Raw genomic sequence first — 16,884 nt, 5'->3', positions numbered from 1 at the left:
GCGGCCACGGGGGTTCCCGCCCCAAGCGAGGCCGGCCGGTTGGCAACCTGAAGCTGGACTGAAGGCGGGGTGATGCCGGGGGGTCCCTTCAGCGTGGCCACAGGATGGGTGGCGCATGGTGGCGTCATCGGAACCTCCCGGTATCACCCAAAGGAGCCATCGTGGCAACCACTCACAAGTTCAGGAAGGTCATCTACTCGTCCCTCTTCGGGCTGGGTCTCACCGCCGGAGGCGTCACATTGGCGTCGGCGGCAACCAATCAGCAAAAACCCCCGACCACGGTCGAGACGCCCGATGCCGCTGCCAAGCCGGAAGGAGTTGATGTCGGGGCGAAGTCGGATGACCAGCACGATGCCGACGAGGTGCCCAACTACACCAGTTCGGTGACGGTTCCGGTCACCCCCGATGCGCCGGAGGGCGCAGAGGGTTCCGAGGCCGACGAGGCCAAGGCCGACAAGGCCGAGCTGGCCAAGTTGGAGAAGGTGGCCAAGATCGACGCGAAGGCCGCGTCGAAGGCTGCGACCGACAAGGTGCCGGGCACCGCTGCCAAGCCCGAGTTGGATGAGGAGCACGGCAACGTGGTCTATGAGGTCGACGTGACCGCCAAGGACGGCACCGTCACCGAGGTGATCGTGGATGCCGGCAACGGCAGGGTCCTCGCCCAGCAAGCCGACTGAGCGCAACCTGCTCCTCCTGCACCATGACCGGCCGGGCATGTGCCCGGCCGGTCAGGCGCGTCCAGCCGAGGAGGGTTCTCTTCCGAAGCGGAGTTTCATGGAACGGCGGCTTTCAGCGCGGTTCCCTGGCGCCGCATGTGAACTATCCGAAGTCGAGTATTACACTTCGGTTATGGCGCGTCGTCGAAACAACCCCCTGGCGCTCGCAGCCCTGGTCACGTTGTTTGACGAGGACCGTCACCCGTACGACATTGCCCAGACCTTGAAGTGTCGCCGTCACGACCAAAGCATGCGCCTGAACTTCGGATCGCTCTACTCCGTCATGAAAACCCTCGAACGAAACGAATATGTCGAGGCGGTCGAAGTGGAGCGGGAGGGTCGCCGTCCCGAGCGCACCGTGTATCGCATCACCGACGACGGCGTCTTCGAGGCACAGGACTGGCTGGCCGACCTCGTGGCCCGCCCGGTGAAGGAGTACGTGGGGTTCGAGGCGGCGCTCTCGCTGATCGGCGCGATGAATCCTGACGACGTGATCCGTCTGTTTCGACAACGGATCGGAGCGCTGAAGGGTGACATTGCAAAATTGGCCGCGGGGCGGGCTGCCGCCGCCGAAGCATTCAATCTGCCGCGACTGTTCCTGGTGGAAGACGAGTACGTCGAGGCGCTCAAGCAGGCGGAACTCGTTTTCGTCGAGAACCTTCTTGCCGAACTCAGCACCGGCACCTTTCCGGGGCTGGACCAATGGCGGGAGTGGGCCACCTCCAGAGGGTCTCACGCCGGAGAGATCCCCCAGGAACAACTTCCCGATACGTCGCACTGATCACCATCCACCGACCTCGCCCACCACCACAGAAACGAACAACGACATGACCGCAATCATCGAAGCCACCGGGCTTCGCAAAACCTACGGCGACACCCACGCCATGGACGGGCTGGATCTGGTGGCCCAGAGCGGCTGCCTGACGGCGCTGCTCGGGCCCAACGGCGCCGGAAAGACAACGCTGATCTCGGCGGTGGCGACCCTGGTGAAGCCCGACGCCGGCACGTTGTTGGTAGGTGGCATCGACGCCGTGGCCCATCCCCAGCAGGTGAGGCCCATCCTCGGTCTGGCCGGGCAGTACGCCTCGGTGGAACCGGCAATGACCGGCCGGGAGAACATCGTGCACGTGGGCCGTCTCTTCGGGCTGAGCCGCAGCGAGGCCAAGTCGGCAGCCGCCGATGTGCTCGCCAAGCTGGGTCTGACCGACGCAGCGGATCGGTTGGTCCGCACCTATTCGGGCGGGATGCGCCGACGACTGGACCTCGGCGCCAGCCTGGTGGGCAGCCCCCGGCTGCTCTTGTTGGATGAGCCAACCACAGGGCTCGACCCGGGCAGTCGCCTGGAACTGTGGGATGCGATTCGCGAACTGGTGGCAGGCGGCACCGACGTGCTGCTGACCACCCAGTACCTGGAGGAGGCCGATCACCTTGCCCGTGACGTGATCATCATCGACCACGGCAAGGTGATCGCCTCGGGTACCCCCAACGAGCTGAAGAGTCGTGCCGGTCGCGACGTCATCGAGATTCACCCGGCCCGTCCGGAGGACCTGGCCGCAGTGGCCGCCATCGTCGGGTCGATCATCGACCACGACGTCAACACCGACGGCAACGCCCGCCAGGTCACCGCCACCGTGGACGAGGCCGCCCAGTTTGCTGCGGTTGTTCGGGCGGTCAACGACAGCGGCATCGAACTGGACGACATCGCCAAACGCCGTCCCACGTTGGACGAGGTGTTCCTTGAAATGACCGGCCGACCCGCCGCCGACGACACCACCACCACCCACGAGGGAGCCGCAGCATGAGCGTCGCCACCACCACAGCCCCGGTCGAGTCGGCCAACCTGACCGCCCCCCGGACGGAACGCCCCGCAACCACCGGAGCGGGGTTTGGCGTGACCTCGATCGAATCGGCCCGCCGCACGGTGCTGCAGTTCTTCCGGACCCCGCAGGTGCTCATTATGGGCACCGTTCAGGGTGCCATGTTCCTGTTCATGTTCCGTTACGTGTTCGGCGGTGCCATCTCCACCGGTGGTGCCGTCTCGTACGTGAACTTCCTGGTGCCCGGCTTTCTGGTCACCGTGATTCTCTGGACGGGTATGGGCGCCGCCTCAGGCGTGGCCGAGGACTCGGCCTCCGGGGTGTACGACCGCATGCGGTCATTGCCCGTGCCCCGCTCGGCCATCATGGTTGGGCGATCCATCGCCGACACCAGCCTGGTGGCATGGGGCGTTCTCACCACCGCCATCATCGGCTTTGCGGTCGGGTTTCGTCCCGCTGGTTCGGTGCTCCACGTGCTGGCCGGGTTTGGGCTGATCATCGTGGCGGCAGCGGCGTTTTCGTGGATCTTCATCGTGCTCGGCCTGGTGTCGGGTAACGCTCAGGCCGCCCAGGGCATGTCGATGCTGATCATCCCGTTCTCGTTCATCTCCAGCGCCAACGTGCCGGTGTCATCGATGCCGGGGTGGTTGCAGCCCTTCGCCGCCAACCAGCCGATCTCGGTGATCATCAATGCCGTGAGGTCGCTGATGGTGGGCGGCACCGGTGTGATCGGCATCGGCCACACCACCACCTACTGGGTGGTGCTCAGCCTGATCTGGAGCGCTGGAATCGCCTTGGTGTTCGCCACCATCGCCACCCTTCGCTTCGGCCGCCGCCGCTAAACGCCCGGACGCCCAGGGTCACGGGTCGGTCGGGTCGGCCGTGACGATTGGTTCGTAGGCGGCGGCCAGCAGTGCGTCCACCGAAGTACCGGCCGCCTCGATGCCGAGTTCGCCGAGGCGGGCCAACACACGATGCGCCGGGTCGGGCGGCGGCGCGACTCGCAGGTGGAGCGGCCCGCTTCGAACGCCCAGCCTCCCTGGAACGAGCGGCCACCATGGAGGCAGCCCATCGGAACGCGCAGCTGCTTCGGTGACTCCATGTCGCAGGAAGGCCAGCAGTTCGTCACGGCCTCGACCGTGCCACTCCAGCAACAACCACGGGTCATCATCGAGTTGATCGGCGAACACGTACAGCACCGCGGCGATGTGCTTGCACGGGTTCTCCCAGTCGGGACACGAGCAGGTGGCCCGCAGGTCGGCCCAGGTGTCGGGGAACAGAGCGAACCCGGCGTCGGCGCACGCCGACTCCAACTCGGGCGGCACCTCCCCGGCCAACAGTCCGGCGGCGAAACGCACCTGCGATGCCAGGATGGCCTCAAGCGCAGCCCACGACTTGGCGGTGGGTTCGTCACAACGCACGGTGACCGCGTAGGGCGTGCGGCGCGACCCCTGAACCTGCGCCACCAACATGCCGGGGTTCACCTCCACAGACAGCACCTGTCCGCTGCGGGCATATCGACGGCCCCGTTGCATGCGCCCACCCAGCCCGTAGCCGGCCAGCATGGTGACAAAGCGCTCCGACCACCAGTTGTCGGCCATGGCCCCGCGCTGCTTGGACGTGGCGATGCCATCGGCGGGCAGCGGCTTGGATGCCGGGTACTGCTGCCATCGGTCGTCCCAACCCCTGCGTGCCATCAGCCGACCTCCCGGTCGCGCAGCGAGATCACGCCGCGTAGGTCCTCGGTGCTCAGCTCGGTCACCCAACCCTCGCCGGTGCCAACGACCGCCTTGGCCAGCGCCCGCTTGTCGTTGATCATGGCGTCGATTCGCTCCTCGATGGTGCCCATCGACACCAACTTGTGCACGTCGACCGCACGACGCTGCCCGATGCGATAGGCGCGGTCGGTGGCCTGGTCCTCGATGGCCGGGTTCCACCAGCGATCCAGGTGGATCACGTGGCTGGCCGCAGTGAGGTTCAGCCCGGTGCCGCCCGCCTTGAGCGACAACAGGAAGATCGGAGGGCCGTCGAGGTCTTCGAACGCGGTGAGCATTTCGTCTCGACGCTTGCGCTGCACGCCACCGTGGAGCCATAACGGTTCGATCCCGTAGCGGCGAGCAAAGTGCTCGGCCAGCAGGTCGCCCCAGGCCGTGTACTGGGTGAAGCACAGCACCTTGTCGCCCACGTCGATGATCTCGTCCAGCAACTCCTCGGTGCGGTTGAGCTTGCCCGAACGGTCGCCGAGTGCCGAGCCATCGCCCAGAAAGTGAGCTGGGTGATTGCAGATCTGCTTCAGCTTGGTGATGCCGGCCAACACCAGGCCACGTCGGGCGATGGCGTCGTCGGCATCGGTCGCCTGCCCGGGTGTGCCGCCCGCCTGATGCCTGCGCCCGGGCTTCGTGGGCCGGTTTGGGCGATCGAGGCGTTTGTCCAGTTCGTCAACGGCTTCCAACAGCTCGTCGACCACCGCCTGGTACAGCGTGGCCTGCTCGTGGGTCAGCGTGCACAGCTCGGTCTGTTCGATCTTGTCCGGCAGGTCGTCGATGATGCTGCGATCCGACTTGAGGCGCCGCAGCACGAACGGTCCGGTGATGCGGCGCAACAGCGCCGTGGTCTCCTCATCGCCGTCGCGCTCGATGGGGCCCGCGAAGCGTTTGGTGAACGAGGTGATGGTGCCCAGCAGGCCAGGGTTGAGCACGTTCATCAGCGACCACAGCTCGGCCAGGCGGTTCTCCACCGGGGTGCCGGTGAGGGCGATCCGCCGAGTGGCTGGAATGGCCGCAACCGCTTTGGCAGCCTTGGTGCGGGGGTTTTTGACCTGCTGGGCCTCATCGAGCGCCAGCCGCCCCCACGCGACCTCAGCCAGATGATCGGCGTCTCGGGCCACCAGTGAATAGGTGGTGAGCACCACGTCGATGGCCGCCGCCCGCTTGGCGAACGAGACGCTGTCATCGTGACGCCCGCCGCCGTGATGCAACAGTATCGAGAGCTCGGGTGCGAACCGTCCGATCTCCCGCTGCCAGTTGCCCAACACCGACACCGGTGCGATCACCAGGGTCGGGCCCGGCACCGGATCGGCCAACACGGTGGCGATGAGCTGAGCGGTCTTGCCCAGCCCCATGTCGTCGGCCAGACAGGCACCGAGGCCCAACCGCCCGAGGAACGCCAGCCAGCCCACCCCCCGCTGCTGGTAGGGGCGGAGCGTGCCTTGAAACCCGGGCGGGTGCTCCACCGGCGTGACGGTGCCCGCCAACGCGTCGTCGAGCAGCTCGCCGAGCCAACCGGTGGCGGTCACGCCGTCGACCTCGATGCCGTCGGGTGCGTCAAGGCTGCTGAGCCCCAGGTGAGCCCGCAGCAACTCGGTGGCATCCGCCTGGCCCTCGGTGCCGACCGCTGCCACCAGGGCGGCCACCCGGTCGGGGTCGACCTGCACCCACTGGCCGCGTATTCGCACCAGTTCCGACTTGGCGGCGGCGGCCGCCTCCAAACGCTTGAGGTCGGCCTTGGTCAGCTTGAGCGTGCCCAGCGCCGCCTCCCAGCGGAAGGAAACCAGGGTCTCGAGGCCGAACCCCGACTGGGTGACCACGCCGGGCGGGCTCGCCGCCTTGGCTCGGAGGCCGAGCTTGGGGCGGGTGGTCCACCACGACGGCAACAACACCGCCACGCCCACCTCGGCCAGTGGCTCGACCCGCTCGGCGATGGCCAGCACCGCCGCGGTGTCGACGCTGAGTTCGGTCGGGGCGGCCTCGTCGAGCACCGGCGCCAGCTCTACGGCCAAACGCACTGCCCGGCCCAGCTGACCGAGCAGCTCGGTGATGCCATCGGGTCCGAACACCGAGCGGTCATCCCACAGGTCGGCCAACGAGATCAGCAGGCTGGTTTCCTCGGAATCCTGGGCCAGCAGCTCTAGGCGCCAAGCGGTTGCGGCGTTGCCTCTGGCGCCGGTCGGAGGCTCGTGCACCCGGATGGCCAGTCGAACCCGGGTGGCGCGGTCGGCGCCGGTGGCGATCCACTCGTCGATCCGGTTGGCCAGCGCTGCGACCCGCTCCGGATCGATGCCGCTCGGCAACGCGGGGTCGGGGCGGCCGAGCGCCTCAATCCAGGCGTGAGGCACGGTGCGTCGTCCGGGCCGAGGGGGCACCAGCGCATGCCCGCCGGCCGCGAGCCTGCGTCGAACCTCCAGGTCGGTGGCCCGGGCCAGCGCCGAAGCCGCCGCAGCGTGACCCTCCATCGAATCCTCAAGCACCAGTGCTGCGACCATGTTCCGGTCACCCACGCCCGGAAGGGGCCACCAGGTCGCCAGGCCGCCCCCGTTGGGGTCGGCCTCCAGCGCGGGCACGAAGCGGCCGGCGTCCACCAGCGAGCGGGCCACGGCGGCCACCCGTTCGTCGTTCGGCTTCAATGGTCCGTCGCCGACGCTGACCTTCCCGCCGGGGTTTGGGTCATCGTCACCGTGGCTGCCGGTCGCCTTGGTCGCCATCACCTCACATCCTGGCACCCGACTTCTGACGAACGCCCATTGGGCTGCGGTTGTCGGCATCTTCACGGTGGGCTCTCAGGAAACACCCAGGTCGAGTTGGCAGGATCGAGCGATGAGTGCTGAGCGTCTGCTCCTGGTGGACGACGACAGCCTGAGATCGATGCTGGACGCGGCGCTGAGCCACAACGGTTTCGATGTCACCCCGGTGGACAACGGGCGTGACGCGCTGGCCAGGGTTGGCATGCTGGGGCCCGACCTGGTGGTGCTGGACGTCATGATGCCCGAGATTGGACGGCTTCGAGTTGTGCCGCCGCCTGCTGGCTAACGGCTCGCAGGTGCCGGTGCTGTTTTGCCGCTCCGGCATGGCGCGGGCCGACGACTCCATCATGGTGTGTGCCGACCTGTTGTTGGATGACGACGCCCATCGGGTGACCCGGGCGGGCATCGCAGTCATCGCCGTCATGCTGGGCGTCGTCAGGGTGGCCATCACCAAGATCACCGAGAACAACCTGCTGAGCCAGGTTGACCGTCAACTGACCGCTGCAGTGGGCCCGATCCGGGACTTCGACGACTTCGGCCGTTCGGGAGGGGCTGCCGGCGGACCCGACGATCAGGCCCCCAACGACAAGACGCCTCCATCGCGTTCAATGAGCTCGCTCTACGTGGGAATCGTCGATGGCACCGACGTGGATACCGTGCCGGCAGCGTTCAGCGCGTCGATCTGACCGGTCGCGTCTTGTCCGGCTGTCGAGACCCGTGCGTACCCGAGAAGGTGACCGTCGACCATCGGGCGACCGTATCAATACCGGGTCGGGTGGGGGGGTAGTGAGACGTTGATTCCGCGCACGAGTTATGAACACTTCGAGCCGGTGCCCCTGCGGCTTTCAGAAGCCGCCTTCACCAGCGTTCGTTAACGGTCGTATTTGAGACGACCACCAGTTGAAACAGCCGACAGGTGAGGATCAGGTCTGATCCTCACCGAGAATCCGGACCGGAACCGAGTCGTTACCACCATGCCGGCAGCACCCGAAAATATGAACGACGTGACACAACTTGCGTTCGATGCTAGAGATACGGGTCATCACATTTGAGGGGAGCTCAACATGAGCGACGGTCTGTCTCGTATCTGGATGTCCATGGCCTTGCTGGTCAGCATCGCCGCCTTCGGGCTGGGTGTGCCGGCCGGCGCTGCTCCAGCGGCTCCAGGCGCTCCGGCTGCTCCGGCAGCATCCCGGGTTGTGAGCGACGCATCGTGTTCTGCGCCGGCTCCACACGGGTTCTCCGACGTTCCGACCAGCCACTGGGCCAACACCGCCATCGCATGGCTCGTCGAAGCCAAAATCACCGGAGGCACCGGCCCTGGCAAGTACTCACCAAACGCGGGCGTGACCCGTGCCCAAATGGCCCAGTTCTTGTGGGCCAACGCCGACAAGCCCGCACCCACAGCCTCCCACGGGTTCACCGACGTCACAGCCAGCCACTGGGCCAACACCGCCATCGCATGGCTGGTCACAGCCGGCATCACCGGAGGCACCGGCCCTGGCAAGTACTCACCAAACGCGGGCGTGACCCGTGCCCAAATGGCCCAGTTCTTGTGGACCAACGCCGACAAACCCGCACCCACAGCCTCCCACGGGTTCACCGACGTTCCGACCAGCCACTGGGCCAACACCGCCATCGCATGGCTCGTCGAAGCCGAAATCACCGGAGGCACCGGCCCTGGCAAGTACTCCCCCAACGCGAGGGTGACCCGTGCCCAGATGGCCCAGTTCCTGTGGGCCAACGCCTGCGCACCGTCCAGCCCAACCCCCAAACTCAGCATGGACGCCGGCAACGAACACACCTGTGCTGTGAAACCAAACCGCACCGCCAAATGCTGGGGCTACAACCACTACGGTCAGCTCGGTGACGGCACCAAAACCGGCCGCAACACACCCACACCCGTGATCGCCCTCCGCAATGTCACCGAAATCACCACCGGCGGCAACCACACCTGCGCTCTCAGCACCAACGGCACCGTCAAATGCTGGGGCACAGCCCGCCTCGAGAACGTCAACGGGACCGACCGCAACACACCCACACCCGTCGCCGGCCTTCGCAATGTCACCGCCATCACCGCCGGCGGCAACCACACCTGCGCGCTCACCACCAACGGCACCGTCAAATGCTGGGGCTACAACACGTACGGCCAGCTGGGTGACGACACCACCACCGACCGCCTCACACCCACACCCGTCGCCGGGCTCACCAACGTCACGTCAATCACCGGCGCCGGGGCCTCCCTTGAGGGGCACACCTGCGCAACCCTCACCAACAACACCGTCAAATGCTGGGGCAACAACAGCAAGGGTCAGCTCGGTGACGGCACCACCACCAACCGCCTCACACCCACCACCGTCACCGGGCTCACCAACGTCGCCACCATCTCCGCCGGCGCCCGTCACACCTGCGCAACCCTCACCAACAACACCGCCAAATGCTGGGGCTCCAACCTCTACAGCCAACTCGGCAGCCCCAAATCTGGCGACACCTCGATGCGCACCTCCCCCACACAGGTCACCGGCCTCACCAACGCCACCACCATCGCAGCCGGCAACGACCACACCTGCGCAACCATCAACAACGGCAGCGCCCAATGCTGGGGCTGGAACCCGTACGGCCAGCTCGGCGACGGCACCGAGTACACCGAGCGCACCACCCCCAAACCCGTCACCGGGCTCATCGACGTCACCACCATCACAGCCGGCGGGCTCTATACCTGCGCCACCATCACCAACAACACCGCCAAATGCTGGGGCTCCAATGTCGAGGGCCAGCTCGGTGACGGCACCACCACCAAACGCCTCACCCCGACACCCGTCACCGGCCTGTAGCCAGGACGTCGACCACCCCGAGGAGACCGTGCACCCCACGCCGCACACCAAAACGTTGGAGCTCATGAAGGAGCTCCCGGCCAGGTAGTTGTCGATGTTGTGCCCGGAGACCGCCGCCACCAGCGACCAGCTGGTAGGCACGCGCGACACTCGGCAGCGCCCGGCACGACCAAAAGCGGGTTCGACGGCACCGCCGTCGAAGGGATACCCGCCGATGAGGGAAGCGAGCACACCAGCGACGTCACCGATCACAACGGCCTCTGCGTGGGAGAGCGACTGCAATGCCAGTGGCAGCAATTGGCTTCCGCCGGCAGCGCCACCCCCGCCGGCGGCTCCCGCTTGGTGACCCATCTGAGTCCTTCGAGGTGTGAGCGGGCGGCGCCGGTTCCGTGGTGCCGTAGTTGGGCCGAGCGGCCGCGCCTTGGACCGTCTCACAAACCTTCGTTTGTGAGACGGGGGCGCTGACAGGAAAGGTCGGTTTCTGTACAACGAGAGAGGCGCAGGCGTCGAAAGCTACGGCCCGGTTCGGTCATCGCTATGGCGACCCGGGTGCTTGACGGCACAGCCGTCACCATCACCGGAACCACGCCGAGTTGGTAGAAGGACGCCGGCTACTAGCTCAGCCGGTCCGTCAGTGCCCGTCCCGATTGGCTTTCGCACATCGCGACGTCAGTGACGCCCGCCGCCCCTGCCTTAGCGTCAATTTCGTTTGTTCGGCCAGCTCGCCAGCGTGATGAATGCGAAGAGGGCGAGATACAGCGCCAACGAACTGGCTTCGATTCCGAGCGGCGTGAAGTTGACCCGATCGATGGCGAGGTCGACGAGCAACGTAGTGAACAAGGCGGAGGTGGCGACGACGCTGACCACGAGCCAGCGTGCTCGCAGTGGCTGGGATCGTTGGTGGGGTGATGCTCCAAGGATTGACAACCCGTTTCGGGTTTCGTGGTCGGCTGTCTTGGTTGAGCGGAGAGTGATCAGGACCGTCGCTGCGGCGAGCAGAAATCCGAGCAGCTTGGCAGCCGTGAGAGCGCTAGGGCGGAGTACCTGTCCTCTCCAATAGAGAGCATTGGTGAGACGTTCCGAGGAGATGTCTCGCTTCATCGCCGATTGTTCGATCTGTGCGCGTGCCGCTGTCTCCGTCCTGGCCGATAGATCGGTGAGCGTAAGAATGTGGGCCGTCTCCAGCGTCATATCGGCTGGTGGTAGTTCGGGAGGGGCCATGATTGCGACGATGTTGGAGCGTTCGGTGATCCACTTCTGGTTCGGGCTCGCTGGGCGGCCATCGACCAGAACCTTCGTCGGGCGTTCGATGGTCCCGGTTGGCCCAAGAGCGATGGACGGACCGGTCGGGTCGATCCCAAAGAACTCTGGTGGTTGAGTCCAGAAGACGTCCCGATCTGCGCACGGAACGGTCGTGCCGGTCGTCGCCAGCGCACGGCAGGTCGTAAAGGCGATGGTCGGCTCGACCTCAAAGCTCTGAGAGGTCGGCGATGCGAACGTGAAATCCGCCTGCTGTGTCCTGAAGAGGGCAGGGTCGAGTTCTGTGGGTAGGTCGCCATAGGTGATGAGCTGTCCAGGTTCAGCGTCGTTGAGGTAGGGGAGGATGTCGGTGATGACGAGACCGAGAGACTGGGTGAGTGCTATCCAGCATGCGAGGGAGACCAGCGAAACCACTGGCCTCGAGACCTCGGAGGGGTTTGCTTGAAGTTGGCTGCCGGCCATCTGCCAGGACCAGCGGCGTGAGGTTCGGGAGAGGCGGCGCCCGACCAGCGTCAGCACCGCCGGAATGCCGACAAGGAATCCGATCCCGACAAGGACGATGAGAAGTACCACGGCAAGCAATCGTTGTTCGTCCAACTCCTTGATCACGGCCAGACCGCGTTTGTTGGTTCCCGAAGTCAGCGCGAGGAACATGATGATTCCGGTCACGCTGAGCCCGAGGAGCAGCAGCCGCGGCCCAATTCTTCGGACGTTTCGTTGGTTGCGACGTGCTCGCAGCGGGTTCGATATCGCTGGGACCAGCGTGACAGCGAACGCGACGGCCATGGTCGCTGCAGTGCACAGCGTGAACACCCCCATGAGCACGAGAGCGGCTGGCGACCCGAGCACGTCGCTGGGGTACCAGCTCACCCCGCTGATGCCCAACGGCCCGAGTAGGCGGCCGCAGACGAGGACTGTCAGCGCTGCCGCTGCCGTTCCGAGACCCAGCGCGGGGAATTGCTCCGCCGTTTGCATCGTCATGATTCGTCGGCTGCTCAGCCCCATGATTCGAAGCGTTGCGGTTCTTCGGTCTCGCCGGTCGGCGTCGAGACGCATTGTCGAGATCAAGACGCCCATCAACGGAATCATCAGAAGCGCGCCGATCGCCACACACCAGCCGATCGCGATTCCTACAGCGTCGGGCCCTTCCCCTGGATTGCTGCTCGCAGCGTTGCCGAAACCGTGCCCGTCCGACACGGCACCCTCGTCGACCAAGACCGCCACCTGGCTCGTATCGACAAGCGATTCCGGTTCGACTCCTCGGTAGACGAACAGCTCATTGGGTGACACCAGCCCCTCGGGCTGGATCACCCCCGCTGCGGGTCCCCACCGATCAGAAGTCTTTCGCTCGGCCAGACCAGGAGAAACAAACACCTCTCCCGGACGAGGGAACCGCACCAGCCCGGGAGGACTCGGAGCATCGTCACTCAGTCCGGCCAGCGTCACGACCGTGACCGGTTCGTCGTCGTCGATCGTCGTCACGATTTGAAAGCGGAACAATGGTGGCTCGGCGACCGCTCCAGCGTTCTCGCCTGGAGTACGAGCAACAGAGCGGGCACTCCGCTCCGAAACAGCGCCTGGGATCACCGCCAGCGCAGCTATCGCCAAGGCCACCAGAAACGCCGCTAGCACCGTTGTCCACGCCGACGACGACCGCACAGCCAACTGATGCCAACCGGAACGCCAACCCCACCGAACAAAATAGCGGCCCCCAACCGGCACCCTGTTGAGGCGACCCTTCACACCTGTCGGATCGGTCACCCCGCCGACTCCGACCTGGCCGTCAACACCCCCGAAAACAGATCGACAATTCGGTCCATTCTCTCAGCAACCGCATCATCATGGGTCACCACAACCATGGCCGCACCCGATCGTCGTTGCTGTTCCACCATCGAATCGACCACCAGCTCGCTCGTTCGACGGTCCAAAGCACCGGTCGGCTCGTCGGCCAGCACCAAACTCGGACCGTGGACAAAGGCGCGAGCCACAGCAGCCCGCTGACGTTCGCCGCCCGAACACTCACCCGGAAGACGGACGGTTTCCTCGATCAACCCAAGCGCACCGAGCCACTCCTCGGCCCGGCCATCCGCTTCGGACCGATCAACCCCCTGAAGACGAAGCGGCAATGCCACGTTCGCCGTCAGGCTGAGCTCCTCAAACAACGCCCCATCCTGCAGCACGTAGCCAATCCTGCGAAGCCGCAAATCATCAAGCTTCGCAGAAGTTGACCGACTCACATCCATGCCGCAGACGACAAGCTCGTCGGCAGAACTCGGAACAAGACCGGCCAATGCATTCAACAACGTCGACTTACCGCTCCCGGACGGCCCCCGAACAGCAACGGACTCACCAGCGCCCACAACGAGATCACACCCAGCGAGAACGTGCGCCTTGCCGAAATCAGCTCGAAGCCCCCGAGCGACTACCACACATGAACGACCGATGGGTTTCCCTCCAAGCCAGGGGTCGTCTTCCTTGCAGAAGGCGCCAGGCAATCCACTCTAGGACTGAACAACCACAGTTCGGATCACCGCAACCGATAGCAGCACCGGCGACGTCGTCGCCGAGACTCAGACCGAAATCGAGGTTCGGGATTAGCCTGACACGGACCTCACCGAGGCTGAGCCAGGGTCGGCGCACGAACACGATCACCCGTGATCGGTCAGTACCGTTGCCAGAAGGGTCGCCAGCCGACCTTGGTCGATAGGTGCAGGCAACTCGCCCCCATGTTCGCCCGTATGGTCAGCTGAGCACCCGTTATGACCGATCCGCGTTACGAACTCGCCCCCTCTGCACTCCGGCACCACATCGACATCGACGACACCCTCCACGCCATCAACAACGCGCTCTACGAGTTTCATCTCGACGCCGAACCACCCCGACGCCCTCACAATCGGATACTCGTCATCGGACCCGACCGCAGCGGATCGCTACTGGAAATCGTCCACATTCCGACCGATACTGCATACCGAGTGATCCACTCGATGAGGCTCCGCCCGGGCACACGGGCCAAATACCTATGAGCACCACCGCACCAACAGCACCCAGGCCGACACCCGAAACGCCGCTGTACCCCTACGGAACAATGCTGGCCGACGCCAACGGGTACCTCTACGACACCGACGGCACAGCCGTCACCCTCAAAGGCCGCCAGCTCACCACCACCGAACTCGACGCAGCAGCCGACGACTGCGAAACGGGACTCTGACCGCACTTTGACGAGGGACCGTCGCTACACAGGCGGCGCAGCATTGTCGCCGGACGTGCGATGAACAGCCATTCCCTAACACTGCATAGTCCCAGTCGCCAGCAGCCAGAATGCGCCGGTTCGGCGGCGCCATAGTTGGGCCGAACGGCCGGACCTTGGCCTGTCTCAAAAACCTTCGTATTTGAGACACCGGTGAAGGGCGGAGGTTCGGGACCGGTGAGCGTTATGAGGGGCCGCTCACTTGACCGGCGGCGCAACACTCGCCGGTTCCCGGGTGGCACGCCAGGTGACCCGGACCGGAATTACCGGGTGCCCATCGGCTGGGTCAACACCCGGTGGCGTCGCGCAACGTTTGGCATGCCTGCCTCAGCCGTGATGGCTCGAGCTGGGTGATCTGTCGTCGGAATGCGGAACGCGGAATGGTGTGGATGTTGTCGAAGTTGACGACGCAGTCGGTTGGGACGCCGTCGCCGGGGTTCAGGTCGAGCTCAGAGACCAGGCCGCGGACGGTTCGCGTGATGGCCGCCACCACGACTGACCCAATGCGATCAGCCACTGGATCTCGGGTGAGTACCAACACCGGGCGGTCCCCGCCGGGCGTTTCTGCGAACCAGATCTCACCGTGTTGCATCGGCCCAGTCCGAGAAGTCCTCGGCGGGTCCCCAATCGGCCACCTGGCCGATTGCCGACTCGTCGGCTGACAGTGGAGTCTCCAACCATCTTTCGGCATCATGTTCGGAGGCGAGCCGGCTGAGGTGACGATGAAGTGCCTCGCGGAGAAGCTCAGATTTGTCGATGCGCAGTTCGTCGGCCCATCGCTGCGCTGCGTCTGCTTCGTTGTCGTCAACTCTGAAGCTGATCATTGTCATACGTCCAGGGTATAGCGTATGACGGGGCGCTGCAAGGTTCCCGTCCACCCAGAATCGGTGATACCGAGCACCCAAACCGGACATATCGCCGGCTATGCGGCGCGGGCTTCTCCATTCAGGCTCGCGGTTATGCGGTGGGGAACCCGCGGCCGGGGGCACCCATTCACGGGTGTGCGGTTCTCGAAAGGGGGGGTAGCCCCAATACCGTCCAGTTAAGGGAGGATGGTGATGAGGGGTGGGCCGTCGGGTTGGGGCCAGAGTGCGTGGCGGACGCGTTTGACGTGCCAGCTGACGTATTTGCGTTTGACGACCCGTGGGTTGGTGCGGAGCCGTCGGGGCGGGTTGAGCCGGTGGGCGAGCCTGCGGATTGCTTGGGTCCAGCGGCTTTCAGTGTGCTGAGGGGGGAAAGTCGCCCGGTTGAGCGATGGTGGCACGAGCGATGTTGATGGCAGCAACGAAAGAGACCCGGTCCGGGTCTCGGCCGGCGTGGTGGGCGGCTTCACACATCAACGTTCTGATGGCGTAGTGGCAACACAGGTGCCCCCAGATCTCTTGGTGGACCATGTCCGGCGACCTCGACCGGAGGACCACCCTCGCTCCGCGCTGATGGGTTTTCAACTCGTCGAAAGCTGTTTCGATCTCCCATCGTTGGGTGTACGCCACAGCGAGTTCTTGGGCTCCGATGTCGCCCGGGTCCATCACGGTGGTGAACAGCCGGATCTCCGAGGGTTCTTGGCCGGTATGGTTGTCGACGGTGTAATCGATCAGCCGAACCCGGAACGCCTTGCCCCGGCTGATCCCAGGGGTTTTCGGTGGGCGGATCTCCACGACCCACGACCCGTCGCAGAGTTCCTCAACCGGGCGGGGTTTGATCGATTTCGAGACCCGCCACAACAGATCCGCACCGGTCGATGCGGCCTGTTGCCACAACGCAGCACTGTAGAAACCGCGATCTGCGAGCAGCATCATGTCCGGGGCCAGCCGGTCGATCAACGGCCCGGCCAGTTCGCGTTCACCAGCCGAGTACACACCGATCTCCGCGTCGAACATCGCGTGGGTGCCACACTCAGCGACCGCAACAACCCGGGCCTGGGGGAACGCGGACCGTTCGCCTTTGTTCACCCCCGGCCGCCCAAAGAACCCGTCGTTGGCCGGGCTGTCATCAAGATCGAACGTGGTCCCATCAATCGCGACCAAACGACGGCCAGCCAAAAACGACCCCGGCGTATCAACCGTTGCGAGCGGGCCGGTCACCTGACGGAACAACTGCTCCACCGGCGCGGACCCAAGACGTTGACGGGCCTGGGAGATCGCCGACTTCGTCGGCAACTTCCAGGCGTCCTCCCACCCCGAAGTCCACGACAACCCGTCGGTCAACAACGCCAACACATCCACATACGAGCCGTCCGCGTAGAGGGCCATGCCCATCGAGTAATAGGCCATCACCCACGCCGGTAACGCCCGGTGGCGTTGCTCCTTCGCACCCGCCTCCAAGATCACCCGATCAACAGCATCTGGCGGGAACGCCCTCATCAACACCCCCACCGACACCAAATCCGACAAACGACGATCCGACTCGGGCTTCAACTGTCCAGCACGTGGCATCCACCCAAACTACACCAATGTGACCCTAACTGGACGGTATTGGGGGTAGCCCCCTC

16 protein-coding genes are annotated in these 16,884 nt (G+C 65.2%); 9 read left to right on the top strand and 7 right to left on the bottom strand.

Going from position 1 to position 16,884, the window contains the following annotated elements; translation table 11 throughout:
* The first annotated feature begins 161 nt into the window (after positions 1 to 161).
* The 4 genes from MPARV_RS23250 (at position 162) to MPARV_RS0119555 (ending at position 3,375) form a co-directional block, all read left to right on the top strand.
* Positions 162 to 677, top strand: coding sequence for a PepSY domain-containing protein (locus MPARV_RS23250; RefSeq protein WP_020379464.1), 516 nt, complete (start codon positions 162 to 164; stop codon positions 675 to 677).
* Between the two features lie 172 nt (positions 678 to 849).
* Entirely contained in the window at positions 850 to 1,497 is a 648-nt protein-coding gene (locus MPARV_RS0119565; RefSeq protein ID WP_020379463.1) for a PadR family transcriptional regulator, read from the top strand.
* Positions 1,498 to 1,543: 46 nt separating this feature from the next.
* Complete coding sequence (locus MPARV_RS0119560) at positions 1,544 to 2,518, top strand: daunorubicin resistance protein DrrA family ABC transporter ATP-binding protein (protein ID WP_012227852.1); 975 nt, start codon at positions 1,544 to 1,546, stop codon at positions 2,516 to 2,518.
* Complete coding sequence (locus MPARV_RS0119555; protein WP_012227853.1) at positions 2,515 to 3,375, top strand: ABC transporter permease; 861 nt, start codon at positions 2,515 to 2,517, stop codon at positions 3,373 to 3,375. The genes MPARV_RS0119560 and MPARV_RS0119555 overlap by 4 nt, the downstream gene beginning before the upstream one ends.
* A gap of 18 nt (positions 3,376 to 3,393) precedes the next feature.
* On the opposite strand, the gene MPARV_RS21805 is transcribed toward MPARV_RS0119555, so the two are convergent.
* Positions 3,394 to 4,230: an SWIM zinc finger family protein gene (locus MPARV_RS21805; RefSeq protein ID WP_020379462.1), complete on the bottom strand. Its 837-nt coding sequence runs from the start codon at positions 4,228 to 4,230 to the stop codon at positions 3,394 to 3,396.
* Positions 4,230 to 7,013 (bottom strand): DEAD/DEAH box helicase, encoded by a 2,784-nt coding sequence (locus MPARV_RS0119545; RefSeq protein ID WP_020379461.1) that lies wholly within the window; start codon positions 7,011 to 7,013, stop codon positions 4,230 to 4,232. The genes MPARV_RS21805 and MPARV_RS0119545 overlap by 1 nt, the downstream gene beginning before the upstream one ends.
* Before the next feature lie 112 nt (positions 7,014 to 7,125).
* On the opposite strand from MPARV_RS0119545, the gene MPARV_RS25065 reads away from it, so the two are divergent.
* From MPARV_RS25065 to MPARV_RS23245, 3 genes are all read left to right on the top strand, one after another.
* Positions 7,126 to 7,338: a response regulator transcription factor gene (locus tag MPARV_RS25065; protein ID WP_031279460.1), complete on the top strand. Its 213-nt coding sequence runs from the start codon at positions 7,126 to 7,128 to the stop codon at positions 7,336 to 7,338.
* Complete coding sequence (locus tag MPARV_RS0119535) at positions 7,301 to 7,738, top strand: response regulator (protein WP_081582464.1); 438 nt, start codon at positions 7,301 to 7,303, stop codon at positions 7,736 to 7,738. Before MPARV_RS25065 ends, MPARV_RS0119535 begins: the two co-directional genes overlap by 38 nt.
* 378 nt (positions 7,739 to 8,116) lie before the next feature.
* The gene (locus MPARV_RS23245; protein ID WP_020379459.1) at positions 8,117 to 9,886 is read left to right on the top strand and encodes an S-layer homology domain-containing protein; all 1,770 of its coding nucleotides are present in this window, start codon (positions 8,117 to 8,119) and stop codon (positions 9,884 to 9,886) included.
* 699 nt (positions 9,887 to 10,585) lie between these two features.
* On the opposite strand, the gene MPARV_RS0119525 is transcribed toward MPARV_RS23245, so the two are convergent.
* Positions 10,586 to 12,907, bottom strand: a complete 2,322-nt coding sequence (locus tag MPARV_RS0119525; RefSeq protein ID WP_020379458.1) for a hypothetical protein — start codon at positions 12,905 to 12,907, stop codon at positions 10,586 to 10,588.
* Entirely contained in the window at positions 12,904 to 13,506 is a 603-nt protein-coding gene (locus tag MPARV_RS24015; RefSeq protein WP_157789747.1) for an ABC transporter ATP-binding protein, read from the bottom strand. The genes MPARV_RS0119525 and MPARV_RS24015 overlap by 4 nt, the downstream gene beginning before the upstream one ends.
* Positions 13,507 to 13,905: 399 nt before the next feature.
* Between MPARV_RS24015 and MPARV_RS0119515 the strand changes: the two genes are divergently transcribed.
* Together MPARV_RS0119515 and MPARV_RS0119510 are read left to right on the top strand one after the other, a co-directional pair.
* The gene (locus MPARV_RS0119515) at positions 13,906 to 14,169 is read left to right on the top strand and encodes a hypothetical protein (protein WP_020379456.1); all 264 of its coding nucleotides are present in this window, start codon (positions 13,906 to 13,908) and stop codon (positions 14,167 to 14,169) included.
* Positions 14,166 to 14,354, top strand: coding sequence for a hypothetical protein (locus tag MPARV_RS0119510; RefSeq protein WP_020379455.1), 189 nt, complete (start codon positions 14,166 to 14,168; stop codon positions 14,352 to 14,354). The genes MPARV_RS0119515 and MPARV_RS0119510 overlap by 4 nt, the downstream gene beginning before the upstream one ends.
* 325 nt (positions 14,355 to 14,679) lie before the next feature.
* Here the strand turns inward: MPARV_RS0119510 and MPARV_RS0119505 are convergent, their stop codons facing one another.
* From MPARV_RS0119505 to MPARV_RS0119495, 3 genes are all read right to left on the bottom strand, one after another.
* Positions 14,680 to 14,985, bottom strand: a complete 306-nt coding sequence (locus MPARV_RS0119505) for a type II toxin-antitoxin system PemK/MazF family toxin (RefSeq protein ID WP_020379454.1) — start codon at positions 14,983 to 14,985, stop codon at positions 14,680 to 14,682.
* Positions 14,972 to 15,223, bottom strand: a complete 252-nt coding sequence (locus MPARV_RS0119500) for a ribbon-helix-helix protein, CopG family (protein ID WP_020379453.1) — start codon at positions 15,221 to 15,223, stop codon at positions 14,972 to 14,974. The genes MPARV_RS0119505 and MPARV_RS0119500 overlap by 14 nt, the downstream gene beginning before the upstream one ends.
* A gap of 387 nt (positions 15,224 to 15,610) precedes the next feature.
* On the bottom strand, positions 15,611 to 16,828 hold the full coding sequence (locus MPARV_RS0119495) for an IS4 family transposase (RefSeq protein ID WP_012231293.1): 1,218 nt from the start codon (positions 16,826 to 16,828) through the stop codon (positions 15,611 to 15,613).
* Positions 16,829 to 16,884 lie beyond the last annotated feature (56 nt).

Origin of the sequence: Candidatus Microthrix parvicella Bio17-1 (assembly GCF_000299415.1) — a bacterium.
GTDB lineage: Bacteria > Actinomycetota > Acidimicrobiia > Acidimicrobiales > Microtrichaceae > Microthrix > Microthrix parvicella.
This window is presented reverse-complemented; position numbering and strand designations above follow the sequence as displayed.